Origin of the sequence: Schaalia sp. ZJ405 (genome assembly GCF_011038885.2) — a bacterium.
Classification (GTDB): domain Bacteria; phylum Actinomycetota; class Actinomycetes; order Actinomycetales; family Actinomycetaceae; genus Pauljensenia.
This window is the reverse complement of the sequence record NZ_CP064952.1, coordinates 140,604-154,628: the sequence shown is the minus strand read 5'-3', so window position 1 is coordinate 154,628 and position 14,025 is coordinate 140,604. Positions and strand designations below refer to the sequence as shown.

At 59.6% G+C, this 14,025-nt stretch carries 14 protein-coding genes and 1 riboswitch; of the genes, 12 read left to right on the top strand and 2 right to left on the bottom strand.

Annotated features, from left to right (window positions below):
• The first annotated feature begins 96 nt into the window (after positions 1-96).
• From G7Y41_RS00640 to G7Y41_RS00620, 5 genes are all read left to right on the top strand, one after another.
• Positions 97-1,449: an amidohydrolase family protein gene (locus tag G7Y41_RS00640; protein ID WP_165217088.1), complete on the top strand. Its 1,353-nt coding sequence runs from the start codon at positions 97-99 to the stop codon at positions 1,447-1,449.
• 10 nt (positions 1,450-1,459) lie between these two features.
• Positions 1,460-1,960 (top strand): cupin domain-containing protein, encoded by a 501-nt coding sequence (locus G7Y41_RS00635; RefSeq protein ID WP_165315688.1) that lies wholly within the window; start codon positions 1,460-1,462, stop codon positions 1,958-1,960.
• 172 nt (positions 1,961-2,132) lie between these two features.
• On the top strand, positions 2,133-3,014 hold the full coding sequence (locus tag G7Y41_RS00630) for an ABC transporter substrate-binding protein (RefSeq protein WP_165315687.1): 882 nt from the start codon (positions 2,133-2,135) through the stop codon (positions 3,012-3,014).
• 57 nt (positions 3,015-3,071) lie between these two features.
• Complete coding sequence (locus G7Y41_RS00625; RefSeq protein ID WP_165315686.1) at positions 3,072-3,935, top strand: amino acid ABC transporter permease; 864 nt, start codon at positions 3,072-3,074, stop codon at positions 3,933-3,935.
• Positions 3,935-4,759 carry an amino acid ABC transporter ATP-binding protein gene (locus G7Y41_RS00620; RefSeq protein WP_165315685.1) on the top strand — a complete coding sequence of 275 codons (825 nt, stop codon included), beginning with the start codon at positions 3,935-3,937 and terminating at the stop codon, positions 4,757-4,759. Before G7Y41_RS00625 ends, G7Y41_RS00620 begins: the two co-directional genes overlap by 1 nt.
• 198 nt (positions 4,760-4,957) lie before the next feature.
• Here G7Y41_RS00620 and G7Y41_RS00615 read toward each other — a convergent pair whose 3' ends face one another.
• Positions 4,958-5,383 (bottom strand): hypothetical protein, encoded by a 426-nt coding sequence (locus tag G7Y41_RS00615; RefSeq protein ID WP_165315684.1) that lies wholly within the window; start codon positions 5,381-5,383, stop codon positions 4,958-4,960.
• A 339-nt stretch (positions 5,384-5,722) separates the two neighbouring features.
• Between G7Y41_RS00615 and G7Y41_RS00610 the strand changes: the two genes are divergently transcribed.
• The 7 genes from G7Y41_RS00610 (at position 5,723) to G7Y41_RS00580 (ending at position 11,094) form a co-directional block, all read left to right on the top strand.
• Positions 5,723-6,475 carry an NADPH-dependent oxidoreductase gene (locus G7Y41_RS00610; RefSeq protein WP_165315734.1) on the top strand — a complete coding sequence of 251 codons (753 nt, stop codon included), beginning with the start codon at positions 5,723-5,725 and terminating at the stop codon, positions 6,473-6,475.
• Entirely contained in the window at positions 6,475-6,948 is a 474-nt protein-coding gene (locus G7Y41_RS00605) for a 2-thiouracil desulfurase family protein (RefSeq protein WP_165315683.1), read from the top strand. The genes G7Y41_RS00610 and G7Y41_RS00605 overlap by 1 nt, the downstream gene beginning before the upstream one ends.
• A 93-nt stretch (positions 6,949-7,041) precedes the next feature.
• A riboswitch (TPP riboswitch) is annotated at positions 7,042-7,151 on the top strand.
• 2 nt (positions 7,152-7,153) lie between these two features.
• The gene (locus G7Y41_RS00600; protein WP_165315682.1) at positions 7,154-7,813 is read left to right on the top strand and encodes a thiamine phosphate synthase; all 660 of its coding nucleotides are present in this window, start codon (positions 7,154-7,156) and stop codon (positions 7,811-7,813) included.
• Complete coding sequence (thiO, locus tag G7Y41_RS00595; protein WP_165315681.1) at positions 7,810-8,892, top strand: glycine oxidase ThiO; 1,083 nt, start codon at positions 7,810-7,812, stop codon at positions 8,890-8,892. The genes G7Y41_RS00600 and thiO overlap by 4 nt, the downstream gene beginning before the upstream one ends.
• A gap of 58 nt (positions 8,893-8,950) precedes the next feature.
• Positions 8,951-9,154 carry a sulfur carrier protein ThiS gene (gene thiS, locus G7Y41_RS00590; protein ID WP_231367318.1) on the top strand — a complete coding sequence of 68 codons (204 nt, stop codon included), beginning with the start codon at positions 8,951-8,953 and terminating at the stop codon, positions 9,152-9,154.
• Positions 9,155-9,934, top strand: a complete 780-nt coding sequence (locus tag G7Y41_RS00585; protein ID WP_165315680.1) for a thiazole synthase — start codon at positions 9,155-9,157, stop codon at positions 9,932-9,934.
• Positions 9,931-11,094 (top strand): ThiF family adenylyltransferase, encoded by a 1,164-nt coding sequence (locus tag G7Y41_RS00580; RefSeq protein WP_165315679.1) that lies wholly within the window; start codon positions 9,931-9,933, stop codon positions 11,092-11,094. The genes G7Y41_RS00585 and G7Y41_RS00580 overlap by 4 nt, the downstream gene beginning before the upstream one ends.
• Here the strand turns inward: G7Y41_RS00580 and G7Y41_RS00575 are convergent.
• A complete protein-coding gene (locus G7Y41_RS00575; RefSeq protein WP_165315678.1) occupies positions 11,091-14,018 on the bottom strand; it encodes a homing endonuclease associated repeat-containing protein in 2,928 nt (975 codons plus the stop codon). The two genes, G7Y41_RS00580 and G7Y41_RS00575, sit on opposite strands and share 4 nt — an antisense overlap.
• Positions 14,019-14,025 lie beyond the last annotated feature (7 nt).

Sequence of the window (14,025 nt, the reverse complement as noted above, 5' to 3'; positions counted from 1 at the left end):
GTCTGGGGATTTTGCGTAGGGTGAGGCCCAGCATGTGGAGCCCCGCAGACACGCAGTCCGATATCTGCCAAGTGAAAGGGCACCATGTCAACGCAAATGACACCCTCGGATGATCGCGTCACCGTCTGGTCAGCGGGAATGGTCATTCCAATCACTGCTCCGTCAATGATGGATGGGGCGGTTGCTGTCCGTCACGGCCGCATCGAGCACGTGGGGGCGCGCGACTGGGTTCTTCAGACATTGCGTGATCGGGGGCTGACATTCCAGGAGCGCCACTTTGACGGTGTTCTCATGCCCGGCCTCGTCAATGCTCACACGCACCTGCAATACACGGGAATGTCGGAAGTGGGGTCGCGCCAGTATTCCGGGTTCCAGCAGTGGGTTGACGCTTTCGATGCGGTCTACGACAGAGGGCCTATGGATTGGGGGCGTCACGCGGGCGAGGGAGCGGCGCAGCTCATCCGTTTCGGAACGACCTCGGCGGCGGATGTCGTCACAGATCCGCAGGCCTCGTCAGCTCTTCACGACGCAGGTCTTCATGGCGTGGCCTACTGGGAAGTCATGGGATGGTCCAACGAGGACTGGTCCGAACGTGGCCCGCGTACGGTGGAAACGGCGTTGGATGCCATGCCGAGTTCCCCCGCGATTGGTTTATCCCCACACGCCCCGTATTCCCTTGACACGAATCCTCTGCTTGATTTGCCAGATCTGGCGCGGCGACGCGGCTTGCGTCTTCACATTCATCTGGGTGAGTCCCATTCCGAGGCCGAATGGTCGGAATCGCGCACAGCGACCTTGGCGGACCTGTGGCGCAGCGGGGATTCTCCGTCGTTCACGGCGATGCGTGCCCGCGGTGGCGGTTTCTCGGCGACGCAATTTGTTGATCAGCTGGGGGTTTTAGGGCCTGACTGCCATGTCGCTCACGGCGTCTATATGACCGCGGACGATCGGCGCCGCCTGCGGGCGCGTGCAACGGCGGTGGCGTTGTGTCCACGTTCCAACCGGGTGATTGGTCTGGATTCTCCCCCGGTTGCCGCCTACCTTACGGAAGGCAACCTCATCGCCGTGGGCACGGATTCCCTGTCGTCATCGCCATCCCTCGATGTGCTCGAAGATGTTCGGACTCTTTTTGACCTCGCACGCAATCAGGGATACCGCTCCTCAGACCTGGGTCGTCGACTCCTCCAAGCAGCAACGCTCGGCGGGGCAACAGCAATGGGCCTGTCCACGGGTCCCGATCGGGTGGGTCAACTTCAGGCGGGTGCCATCGCCGATATGACGGTCATTGACGTTCCCGTGTCCGACATCGTCGGCACCATTGACGACGTTGCTCGCCACGGGGCAGGACGTCAAGTTGAGACCGTCATCTCCGGTGAGGTCCGTTGGTCGTCCTCGTCGGGGGACGCATCATCGGTCGCCCCTGAGACGCACCCAACCTGTGATGACTGAAAGGACTGTGATGAGTCACGTCTCCACCCTCGTTAATTCCTTAAAACTTGAATCACATCCCGAGGGAGGGTGGTTCCGCCGCACGTGGACGGCTCCCGAGCGCCTGGTGACGCCCAGAGGTGAGCGAGCAACCGCATCAGCGATCCTCTTTCTCCTTGATGAGGACATGGAAGCCGCCTGGCACGTTGTTCACTCCGACGAGCTGTGGCTGTGGCACGGGCCGGGTGACCTCGAAGTTCACCTGGGTGGTTCAGGCGATGCTCCGTCCGATTCCCCGCAGATCGTCACCCTCTCAGCTCAGCCCCTCATGAACGAGGACGACGCCGGACAATCAGGCGCGAATCCACCTGTGACCAGGGGCGTTGTCGGGACCACAGATGTACGTAATCCGGTGCAGATTCTTGTGAAGGCGGGCACATGGCAGCGGACTTTCGCGCGGGGCTCACACGCGCTGGCAACGTGCGTTGTCTCACCCGAATTCACATACGACGACTGGAAACTGGCACAGTAGCGCCATTTTGTTCCGTCACGTCGTCCCGTCGGGCGGACGATTTTCAGCGGGGCGCGTGACACGTCGATAGGCTTGAGAGAGTTCACGCCCGGTTATGCTGCTCAATTGTGGTGGCAACACCTGACGTCCGTGCGTGTGCGTCCATCTGATCGGCACTCTCAGGGAGGTCTCAATGCGCCGCTCACTTCGTTCACTCGCCGTTGCCGCAACGGCAACCGCCGCCATTTTTGCTCTTGGTGCCTGCTCGGGTTCAACAGGTTCCTCCGCTGAGTCTGATTCATCGTCGGATGCCACGCAGTCATCTGCTTCGGGGGCCCTCGACACCGTCAAGCCCGGCAAGCTGACCTTTGCCACGTCGGAGCCCTCGTACTCTCCGTGGGTTGAGAACGACGATCCCGCTTCCGGCGAAGGTTTCGAGGCGGCCGTTGCCTACGCCGTTGCCGAGGAGCTGGGCTACTCCAAGGATGATGTCGAATGGGTTCGCGCAACCTTTGATTCCTCTGTGGCTCCAGGCGCCAAGGACTGGGATCTCAACCTCCAGCAGTTCTCTATCACCGAGGAACGCAAGAACGCCGTCGATTTCTCCAGCCCGTACTACACGACATCGCAGGCACTGGTCACGGTCAAGGGCTCGAAGGCAGCCGACGCGAAGTCCATCGCCGATCTCAAGGACGTCCTCATCGGTGTCCAGTCGGGCACAACCTCACAGCAGTTTGTGTCCAAGAATCTCACGGACCTCGCCCATGATCCGCTGATCTTCAACTCGTCGGACGACACGGTTCTTGCGATGCAGACCGGCAAGGTCGACGCGATCGTTGTAGATGTTCCCACCGCGTTCTACATGACCGGTTCCGGCCAGATTGACAACGGCACGATTGTCGGCCAGTTCGAGGACTCCACTGACGGCGACAACTACGGCATTGTTCTGCCCAAGGGCTCGAAGCTTACTGCCGCCGTGACGAAGGCCGTGGATGCGCTGCGCGACAACGGCACCCTCGCTGAGCTGCAAAACAAGTGGCTGTCCGAGACCGTTGACGTCCCGGTCCTGAAGTAAACCTCACCATCGGGGTCGACCATCACTGGTCGACCCCGATGCTCTTGGAGCCCCAACATGAGCGAAAACCCCCTCGCGGAGCTGCCTGTCTCCGACGTTGAACTCCACCGGCAGGCCGTTCGCCGCCGGCGTGCCCTCAAGTCGATCGCCATCTCCGTTGTTTCAACCGTGGTCTTCGCGGTCGTCATGTGGCTGGTCGTCACCCATTCCCCCGGCTGGGAAGCCACGCAGAAGACCTTTTTCTCAGGGGAGCATTTCGTTGCCTCGTTCCCCAAGGTCCTCGAAGGCCTCTGGCTCAACATCCGCATCCTCCTCGTTGCCGTTATCGGTGTCGCAATTTTCGCGACGATCCTTGCCGCTGCCCGGACTCTCGGTGGGCCCGTGTTCTTCCCGATCCGTTTCCTCGCGGCCGCATACACGGATATTTTCCGAGGAGTTCCTTTCCTCGTTGTCCTCTACCTCATCGGCTTTGGAATCCCCGCACTCAACCCGACGACGCGCATTCCCGTCGCTGTTCTTGGAACCGCCGCTCTGGTCCTGACCTACTCCTCATATGTCGCCGAGGTGCTACGCGCCGGCCTTGAGTCCGTTCATCCCTCCCAGCGCTACGCCGCACGTTCCCTCGGGCTAACACACGGCCAAACGCTGCGTCACATTATCGTTCCGCAGGCGATCCGCAAGGTCACGCCGGCGCTGATGAATGACTTTATTTCGATGCAGAAAGACGTTGGCCTCATCTCGGTTCTCGGTGCGGTTGACGCGATTCGTTCCGCACAGATTTACCAGGCACAGACATACAACTTCACCTCCTACGTGGTTGCCGGTGTCCTCTTCGTTGTCATGTCTTTCCCCTTCATTCGACTGTCCGACTGGTACACCGCACGCCTACGTAAGCGCGAACAAATGGGAGGCACCGTCTGATGACCACAACTCCACCCGGCACCCCCGCCACCCCCGCGCCTGGCGGCACAACGCCCGCCGCTTCTGTTTCTCCGGCGGCTGATGCCGCCGCCGTGCCCGTGCTCAGCGCCCAGCGGGTCGTCAAACGTTTCGGAGACAACGTCGTCCTGCGCGGCCTCGACCTTGACGTTGCTGCTCACGAGGTCGTTGTGCTCCTGGGAGCTTCCGGCTCTGGCAAGTCAACTCTCCTGCGCTGCGCAAATCTCCTTGAACGCGTTGATGACGGGCAGATCTTCCTTTCTGGCCAGGACATCACCGATCCCGACGTCGACACGGATGCGATCCGTGCACGCATCGGAGTCGTGTTCCAGCATTACAACCTGTTCCCCCATATGTCCGTCCTCGACAATGTCACCCTTGCCGCGCGAAAGGTCCACGGCTGGAACAACGACCGTGCCACGAAGCGCGGAATGGAGCTTCTTGCCCGCATTGGACTCGACGCGAAAGCGAAGGAATTCCCCGATCGTCTCTCGGGTGGTCAGCAGCAGCGCGTCGCGATTGTCCGTGCGCTCGCAACGAACCCCGAGTTGCTTCTCCTTGACGAGATCACGTCGGCACTGGACCCGGTGCTCGTTGGCGAAGTCCTTGATCTGGTTGGCGAAATCAAAGCTCAGGGGTCAACGATCCTCATGGCGACGCACGAGATTGGCTTTGCTCGTCAGGCAGCCGATCGCGTTGTTTTCCTTGAGCACGGACGTATTGTCGAGCAGGGCCCGCCCTCGCAAGTCATTGACGATCCACGCGAAGCCGCAACCCGCGATTTCCTCGCGCGGATCCTCCACTAGGTTTCCCACCGAGGCGTCCCGCTCACGTCCTTTCGCTCCGGCCTTTCTTTTAGGTGCCGAGGCCACAAAGAACCCCCGCGAATCGCACCGCAGTGGTGCACTTCGCGGGGGTTTGCTTCGCGCAAGTCCCGTCACATACGGGACTCACCCGTGCGCAGAGTTAGCCGGAGATGCAAAGACGTATCTGTATCGACGGACTCAGTTGGCTCCCTCGGTGATCTTCAATGTGAAGGTCACGGTCTCGCCAGCAGGGTTCGTCAGGGTCACGGTCGTGCCCTCAGTGACAGCCAAGGGACGAATCGTCGGTTTGTCGGACTTGGTTCCGGGAACGAACTCCGCAACAGTCGCGTCCTCGATCGATCCCATCCACTTCGTCGCGTCATCTTCGGCAGGAACGTTGAAGACGAGAACGCGCTCGGAGGGAAGCGTCACCTCAGCGCCGTCGAGGAGGGTAGGATCCTTCTGAATCGGCGCGAGCTTCATCGTGGCCTCGCCGGACTGCGAGGTCATTGTCTCAGTGGAGGAATGTGCGGAGTTCTTATCAGAGGTCCCCTGACAACCGGCAAGTGCGACGGTGACCAGAGAAAGAGCGGTTAATGCGGAGAAAATTCTTCGTGTATTCACATCAGACATCCTACGCCCCGTTCACCTCGGCAATCGCCCGCGATTTTACGAAAAAATAGGTTGTCATTGATTTGTCACCCAAATCTGACACTTCTCATGGGTTCATGAACATTTCACAAAGAATTCAAGGTGAAAACTTGACGATTATTCACAATCTTTTGACCGCGATTTTTCACATTCCACACACTCTGGCGCCACATCGGGCAGATGGGCAACAATAGAGACACCGACGCGAAAGGGCAACGGTTCATCATGGCAGATCATTCACTTCCCGGTTCACCACTTCCCACATCCGGTGGCGATCAACACCTCGCCTTTCTCACCGCCGAACACACACCGGTGGAAAACGACACGATCCGCACCCAGATGAGTCACCGAACAATCCGGGCATTCACCGACGAGCCGGTCGATTCTTCCATTGTCACCACCCTGCTCGACGTCGCCCGTCACACGGCCACGTCCTCGTTCCTCCAACAGATGACGGTCATCCGCATCACCGACCCCGCGGTTCGCGAGGAAATCTACCGCTCATCCGGACAGCCCTACGTCGGCGGCACCCGCGGTGAACTCTTCATTTTCGTTGTCGACCTCTACCGCAACGCCCGCATCCGCGAAGAAGCCGGCACAAACACCGACGTTCTGTCATCAACAAACCTTTTCCTCTGCGGTGTTGAAGACGCGATCCTCGCTGCTCAAAACACCGCCCTCGCCGCCGAATCTCTGGGCCTGGGCACCGTATTCCTCGGATCAATCACCGGAGATCCCCGCCGCGTCATCACCGCGCTCAAACTCCCCCGGCTGACTTTCCCGCTGCTTGGCCTGCTCGTTGGTCATCCAGATCAGGACCCTCAATACAAGCCACGCCTGCCGATTTCGGTGATGACCGCCGAAAATACTTATCCGCACGTCGAGTCATACGCGGACCTGCTTGCCGACTACAACAGTGACGTCACGAAGTATTACGACCTGCGCGATGGGGGACTCAACCTCAAGTCCTTCTCAACCCTCGTCGCCACAGCAATCGGTACAGGAGACGCCCACACGTGTCCAATGCTTGACATCCTCCACGAGCAGGGCCTGGCGCTGCACTGATGTCTTCCCCTTCCGCTCCCAACCAGTCGGATGCTCCGATCCTTGTCAGCGCGTGCCTCGCGGGGATTCCGTGCCGCTACGACGGTGCGGCCAAGCCCGACCCAGCGATCATTGCCGCCGTTGACCAGGGCCGTGCGATCGCCCGGTGCGCTGAACGTTCCGGGGGTCTCCCCACGCCCAGACCTCCAGCGGAAATCGTCGGAGGAAGTGCAGATGATGTGGTACGAGGACGAGCTCGCGTTCTCACCGCAGACGGCACCGACGTGTCCTTAGAGTTCGTTGCCGGAGCGCAGGCCGTTGCCGACGAAGCCGTATCTGCCGGTGTCACCACCGCGATTCTTCAGGCACGCAGTCCCTCGTGCGGCTGTGGAACGGTGTATGACGGCACTCATTCGGGCGTGCAGGTGAGCGGAGACGGTGTGCTGACAGCAATTCTCAAGTCCCGAGGCATTGACGTCATCGCCCACGACTGACCCCCGCCTCGTCCTCGTTAATGACATGCGCGCACCGGAGGGGGAGCCTCAGCGATGATGGAAAACCCCTCTCTTTTGAGGTATCGTCGAAGCCGTTAACCCCGCGGGTGCCCGATGCATCGGGCTGAGATTGCACTATTGCGGTGCGGACCGTTTGAACCTGTCTGGTTAGGACCAGCGAAGGAAGAGAGGAACGGTTCATCCGATGACTCGGCCCCAACCTGATCTGCGCGCCTACTTCGTTACCGGTGCCGACGACCCATTCCGGCTCGCTCAACGGGCCCGGGCCGCTGCACTCGGCGGAGCAGGAATCATTCAACTGCGATCTAAACCAATCACTCCCCGACAGCTTTTCGACCTGGGGCTTGTCGTGTCGCGTGCACTCGACGGAACACGCGCCGCCCTGGTCATCGATGATGCCGTTGACGTTGCACTGGCCCTTCGACAGCGCGGAGCACGGGTCGACGGTGTTCATGTTGGCCAAGATGATCTTCCGGTCGAACACGTTCGAGCTCTGCTCGGCCCCGACGCCATTGTTGGATTGACAACGGGTACCCGCGATCTCGTTGAACGTGCAAACAACGTTGCTGAATACATTGACTACATCGGTTGTGGCCCTTTCAGGCCCACCCCAACAAAGAATTCGGGACGCACACCCATCGGCCTTGACGGTTACGCCGAGCTTGTCGCGCTTTCGCGCGTTCCCGTTGTTGCGATCGGTGACATCCACCTTGACGACGTTCAGGCCCTTGCTTCCACCGGCGTTGCAGGAGTCGCCATTGTCCGAGGATTCATGAATTCCGAGGATCCCACACAGTACGCGCGCACGATCATCACGAACTTCGAGAAAGCAGGACAGTCATGAAAATTGCCATCGCCGGAGCCGGAATCATTGGTCTGTCCACGGCGTTGACCCTGGCCGACCGAGGCCACAGCGTCACTGTCTTCGACCCGGAACCCATGAGCGGTGCCAGCCACCACGCCGGCGGAATGCTCGCACCCTACGCCGAGGTCGTCTACCAACAGGACGCCCTATTTCCGCTGATGCGTGAGTCCCGCCGTCTCTATCCCGAGCTTCTTCGTCTTGTCACCGCGCACACCGACCGTCCCACCGGATATCGCGAAGAAGGAACCCTCGTCATCGCTGCCGACAGGGCCGATGCCCAGCACCTGCGCGATCTCACCGAATACCAGTCGGCACGCGGGATGAGGATCGACCCCCTTGCGGTATCTGAAGCCCGGAAACGTGAGCCTGCGCTCTCTGCGCGCCTCTCCGGCGCAGTATCCATTGTCGAGGACACGCAACTTTTTCCCCGGCAATTCCTCCGCGCACTGCTCGACGCTGCAACAAACCTCGGAGTCACGCTGGTCAAGGAGCGGGTCACAGCGATTGACGGCAATACGCTGACAACTTCCCAACGCAGCGTGGAAGCCGACGAGATCATTAACGCAACCGGCCTCGAAGCACACACCTTGGGGCATTGGACGAATCACCTGCGTCCCGTGTACGGAGACATTGTTCGAGTGCGCGTCCCAGATCACCTGTATCCCCTGGTGACTCACGTTGTCCGAGGATTCGTTGAAGACCGCCCCGTGTACATCATTCCCCGCGAGGACCGCACCATCGCTATCGGAGCAACAACGCGCGAGGACGGACGACCCGAGCCCAGCGTTGGCGGCATGTACCAGCTCATTCAAGACGCGATCCGAGTGATCCCCGGGATTGAAGAATGTGACTTCATTGAGCTGACGGCGGGGGCGCGGCCCGGAACTCCCGACGACCTGCCCTACATCGGACGCGTCGCCGATCACCAGATCGTGTGTTCCGGGTTCTTCCGGCACGGCATCCTCCTGGCCGCCCTCGCCTCGCGAGTCACCGCAGACATCGCCGAGCACAAGGACTGCCACATTGACCTATCTGCATGCGATCCCATGCGCGGGTAACTGCCCAAGAGACCACTCATTGGACACCCTCCCTGACCATCCATCCCATCAAAGGAGAATGATGACACTGACTGTGAATGGCACAGTGCGGACCACCGACGCCACCACCGTCGAAGAACTCGTCGCTGAGATTCTCGGATACGTGCCCGATGCCGGATTCGCCGTTGCTCTTGATGGTGCCGTCGTCCCACGTTCCCAGTGGGGTCGCCCGCTCCGCGACGGCCACGTCGTCGATATCCTCACGGCAGTCCAAGGAGGTTAAATGCTCACTATCGCCGACACAACGTTCACTTCACGCCTGATCATGGGAACGGGTGGCGCGTCCTCGCACTCCTTACTCAAAGAGGCACTCATCGCCAGCGGAACCCAGCTCACCACCGTCGCCATGCGTCGCTTTGCAGCCGGGAAAGATAGACCGAGTGTCTTTGACCTCCTGTGGGAGCTCGGTATCGCTCCGCTGCCCAATACCGCTGGATGTCGCACCGCCCGCGACGCCGTCATCACAGCGCAGTTGGCACGTGAAGCCCTGGAGACACACTGGGTGAAGGTCGAAGTGATCCACGATGAACACACTCTTCTTCCCGATGTCGTCGAAACGATGACCGCGACCGAACAGCTGGTTGCTGATGGCTTTACCGTGATGGCATATACGAGTGACGACCCGATCGCTGCGCGTCGGCTCGAAGATGCGGGAGCGTCGGCTGTGATGCCGCTCGGAGCCCCCATCGGTACAGGCCTGGGGATCCTCAACCCGCACAACATTGAACTCATCTGTGCCCACGCATCAGTTCCTGTGCTCATTGACGCAGGAATTGGCTCGGCATCAGATGCCGCTCTCGCGATGGAACTTGGGTGTTCCGGGGTCCTCCTTGCCTCGGCGATTAACCGCTGTCAGGATCCGGTCGCGATGGCCAGGGCGATGCGTCATGCCGTTGACGCCGGGTACCTGAACGCGCAGGCGGGGCGGATTCCGCGACGAAATCACGCGCGTCCGTCCTCGTCCTTTGACGACATTGCACACTGGGCGGATGCGGTCCTATGAGCACTCTCTCCATTGATGAGCTTCGCCGGGTTGAGCGTCATCTGAGGCTCCCCGGATTCGGTATGAAGGAACAGTTGGCGTTGCATGACGCGCACATCCTCATCATTGGTGCCGGTGGATTGGGGTGTCCTGCGCTGCAACAGCTGGCCGCAGCCGGTGTGGGACGGGTGACCCTCATCGACGATGATGTTGTATCCCTGAGTAACATTCACCGTCAGATCCTCTTTGGAGTCAAAGACGTGGGACGTCCGAAAGTGGAGGTTGCCGCTGAACGTGCACGTGAGCTTCAACCTGGAATCACCATCACCCCCATTCATGCGCGTTTCACCCCAGAAAACGCATGCGATCTCCTTGGCCAGGCGGACGTCGTTATTGAAGGCTCAGATAACTTTGCCACGAAGTACCTGTGCGCCGATGCCGCCGAGATCACGTCAACGCCGATGGTGTGGGGAACAGTTCTGCGCTTTGCCGGTGACGTGTGCGTCTTCCATTCCGGCCCCTTAGCTCCAGACGGACGCGGTGTCGGACTACGGGATGTGTTCCCCATCCAACCTGACAGCACCTTTGTTGATGACTGCGCGACCGCGGGTGTACTCGGAGTGACGACATCCGTCGTTGCTGGGCTCATGGTGACGGCAACAATTCAGCACATCACGGGACTATTGCGCCCGGACTTGCCGCAACTCATCCATTACGAGGCACTCGCTCCTTCTGTGCACACGTGGAATGTGTCCGCTGATCCCCTCCGAGAACTCGTCACCGATTTGGGGATCTACGAGGATTCCACCTGCGCGATTGATCCGACCGCCGGAGCGGAGAGTTCCTGGAGCACACGGAGTTTCAGTGGAAGCATGTTCAACCCGTCGCCGGCTAGAGGGTCTCGTAGCGTCTCCGTTCTTCTCGACATGGTGGCGCGAGGGGAAGCGATCCCGGTGGATATCCGTGAGGATTTCGAGGTGGAGCTGCGCCCGTGGCCAGGGTGTGAACCCGTGCACCTGCCGATGAGCTCGACAACTGAGATTCCCAGTTCCTTGAAAGGAAAAACTCTTGTCGTTGCCTGCGCGAAGGGGATTCGGAGCGCGCGATTCGTTCAAAAATTCAGCGATTCGGGCGCGGACATGTACTCGCTGCCCGGTGGGATTGACGGGTTAGTGGGCTAGCGAGTCAACGTGGAGGCTTCTTTCTCGTTCTGCGCGATACCTTCCCGAATTGACGCGATAGCCAACTTCCAGCTGCCATAGATGCGGGAAATCGCGTCGGGCCTCATACGCCCCTTGTCTCTTGCCCACGCCTGGTACGCCTCAAACCGCGGGTCACCCCCGCTGACCAGATACTCGGTCACTGCGCTCACGGCATCGTCTCGCGTATAGACATTGCGGTGACGGCTCAAGGGAATACCCGCCCGTTGGAGGAGTTCATTCCACGTGACTTGCGCGTGTTTCATCACCAAGGCCGCAACCGGCTCCCCGCGGTCCTTTGCCCACTGGTTGTATCGTGCACAGGTCAGCGGATAGCCGAGATCCTGATAGGCCCTGACAATCAGGCTGTCTGCATCAATCGTGCGTTTTCGCTGATTTCTTTGGGCCTGCCAGTCACGGACTCGGGTCACTTCCTGCACCCACGTGGGGTCCATCCCTTCCGTTTCACCCGCGTTGATCATCACGACGGTTCGAAGCATGTCATACCACGGTTCGCGGATCCGATTCCGGATGAGCGCTGCCGAAGGAAGCAGGGGCTGATCCTGGAGCCACATGGCGAAATTGTCAAAGGTGATGCGTTCTGGACCCGAGCGAATAAATTCGACAAGGGCCGCCCAGCAGTCCTCGTCGGTGTACAGGCGAATGCGGTGATATTGCTTTCCTCCGTTGAGTCCGGCACGACGCAACGCCTGTGACCACTTCTGGAAACGAATGATCACGACTTGTTTGGTTGGCCCACCACGAGCGGTGGACCATCGATCGAATTGATCCGACGAGAAAGACCCCGTTTCCTCATGGAATGTTCTCAGGAGGTCGAGGAGCTGTTCGTCGTCATACAGTGGGCCCGCCATTCTCTTTCGATGATCGTGGAGATACTTCCGACGTCCAATGTGTTTCCTCACCTGCGCCAGGGGAATCCCGAGATCACTCACCGCCTGTGTGAGCGGGACACCGATGTGCGACTGCGACCATTCGATCACTCGGTACTTTTCAATTCGATGAACGCACTCGGCATACATCTGCGCCTCAAGCGTCCGAGCATGTCTGATCTCTCTGAGGGGGTACGGGGAAGCCTTGGTGAGAATTTGGCGGACCCTCTCGCGAGTGATCCCTCGCTGTTCCCCCAGTGATTCAAGGGTCTGACCTTCGGAGTAGGCCACAAGCATCTGACGATGCAGCGCAGACACCCCAAGCGAGATGGCTTCACCCGAACGAATCCCGTGAAGAACATCTCTGACCTCAAGGAATGCTGCAAAGGGAGCGGCAATCTCATGCAACTCATCGTCACTGAAACGTCGCCCATCTGCCAAAGCCGGCCACGACGCGCACAATTCCCGATCTTCATTGCGCTTGCGCGCAGGGACAGAGGCGATCCCCGATCCGGCCTCGTCTTTTCCACGGTCATTCGGGCTTTGGGTAAGTTTCTTGCTGTGTTCTTCAGATCTGAGGTCCTCGGATCGATGGACGTATTCGGAGTACATGACATTTTCAATGAGGTGCGCGCATCGAATTTCTTCGAGGAAATACGGCGATGCCTTCCCAAGGAGCGCTCGGATCTGTTCAGGGTCCTTTCCTTTGTCTCGACTCAAGGTGTCGAGCGCCGCACCGTCGGCGTAGGCAATGAGCATCTCGTGAACATCCTCGGGCTGGTTCTCGGCAATTGCTCCCCCAGAGCGAACACGGTCAAGAAGTTCCCGTGCTTGGAAAAATGCCGTGAATGGCGTCAACAATTTCACGAGGTCGTCAGAGCCGTATCGATTCCCCGATGAATCCACCCAGAGTTTGTGGAAAACAGCTCTCCACCCAATAAAGTTCTCGATGTCGTCAATGTCGAGATCAAGGTCTGATTCGGCCTGCGACAGAGGAATTCCCACGTGTGTTTCCGACCATTCAAGAACTCGCTGTCTCAATTGTTTCCTCTTTGTTGCTGCGTCATATTTTTGGGCGAAGTCTCGTGCACGCCGAATATCGTCAAGAGTAAAAGGGGTGGCCCGGCTGAGGATTTCACGGACCGTCGCCGGCGGCAGATTCCATGTGCGACCGATCTCGATGATCGACGTGCCGTTGAGATATTCATCAAGCAGTCGACGAACGCGGGGAGAGCATTCTGGAAAAACCGCCATCCTCGACAGAATCCCGCGAAGAATTTCCCCCGGCCCCAGCGTCGTATGCTCCGACCTCATTGCGCGCATCATGCGACGTCGGGTGCGTGAGTGTTCGGCGTTCGACACCGCCGTCAGTTCCTTATCCACGTCAAGGTCGAACGGCCGGAGGTGACGTTCTTGGTGCTCGGCGGCGCTCGCTGGCTTTTCTCTGCGCGGCTCGCTTTCTTTCGCATCCGGCGAGGGTGTCTGGTGCTGCCGCCGTTTCTTCGGCTGTCGCCACGTAGCAGCTTTCTTTTTGGCAGGCACCCGCGGGTGTGCGCGCTCCGTCATTTTGATGGCCGAGGACGGCGCGCTCCTGCGCGTCCCCTCAAGATGAAAGAAGCGGCGATCTCCCAGATACCGCTTGATCTCGTCAAGACTCATCCCCAGGTCGGACACCGCGTGCTTGAGCGACACCCCTTCATGTGTATGTGACCATTCGAGCACGCGTTGTTCGGTGTTTCGTCGCTCTTTCTCTCTGTTCATCATCTTTTCGATCGACCGTGCATGGATCACCTGTTCGAGTGAGTACTCCAAGGCGTCCTCGAGCATCTCCCGCACCTGCTCCACACTCATTCCCCGCTCGTGCGCAAGGGACTCGAGCGACGCTCCGCTGACGAAGGCGGCGAACATCGTGCGGACATGCGCGGGAACCGTGAGAACGAATACGCGGCCCGACCGAATATCGTCGAGCAGTTCCACCGCTTCACGAAACTCTCGGCTTTCAGCGCTCTCACTCATTGTGCAT

What these genes read in the sequence shown, in the direction of transcription:
- G7Y41_RS00625 (WP_165315686.1), top strand. Translation starts at nt 3,072, where the DNA reads ATGAGCGAAAACCCCCTCGCGGAGCTGCCTGTCTCCGACGTTGAACTC.
- G7Y41_RS00575 (WP_165315678.1), bottom strand. Translation starts at nt 14,018, where the DNA reads ATGAGTGAGAGCGCTGAAAGCCGAGAGTTTCGTGAAGCGGTGGAACTG.
- G7Y41_RS00640 (WP_165217088.1), top strand. Translation starts at nt 97, where the DNA reads ATGACACCCTCGGATGATCGCGTCACCGTCTGGTCAGCGGGAATGGTC.
- G7Y41_RS00580 (WP_165315679.1), top strand. Translation starts at nt 9,931, where the DNA reads ATGAGCACTCTCTCCATTGATGAGCTTCGCCGGGTTGAGCGTCATCTG.
- G7Y41_RS00600 (WP_165315682.1), top strand. Translation starts at nt 7,154, where the DNA reads ATGACTCGGCCCCAACCTGATCTGCGCGCCTACTTCGTTACCGGTGCC.
- G7Y41_RS00585 (WP_165315680.1), top strand. Translation starts at nt 9,155, where the DNA reads ATGCTCACTATCGCCGACACAACGTTCACTTCACGCCTGATCATGGGA.
- G7Y41_RS00635 (WP_165315688.1), top strand. Translation starts at nt 1,460, where the DNA reads ATGAGTCACGTCTCCACCCTCGTTAATTCCTTAAAACTTGAATCACAT.
- G7Y41_RS00630 (WP_165315687.1), top strand. Translation starts at nt 2,133, where the DNA reads ATGCGCCGCTCACTTCGTTCACTCGCCGTTGCCGCAACGGCAACCGCC.
- G7Y41_RS00620 (WP_165315685.1), top strand. Translation starts at nt 3,935, where the DNA reads ATGACCACAACTCCACCCGGCACCCCCGCCACCCCCGCGCCTGGCGGC.
- thiO (WP_165315681.1), top strand. Translation starts at nt 7,810, where the DNA reads ATGAAAATTGCCATCGCCGGAGCCGGAATCATTGGTCTGTCCACGGCG.
- thiS (WP_231367318.1), top strand. Translation starts at nt 8,951, where the DNA reads ATGATGACACTGACTGTGAATGGCACAGTGCGGACCACCGACGCCACC.
- G7Y41_RS00605 (WP_165315683.1), top strand. Translation starts at nt 6,475, where the DNA reads ATGTCTTCCCCTTCCGCTCCCAACCAGTCGGATGCTCCGATCCTTGTC.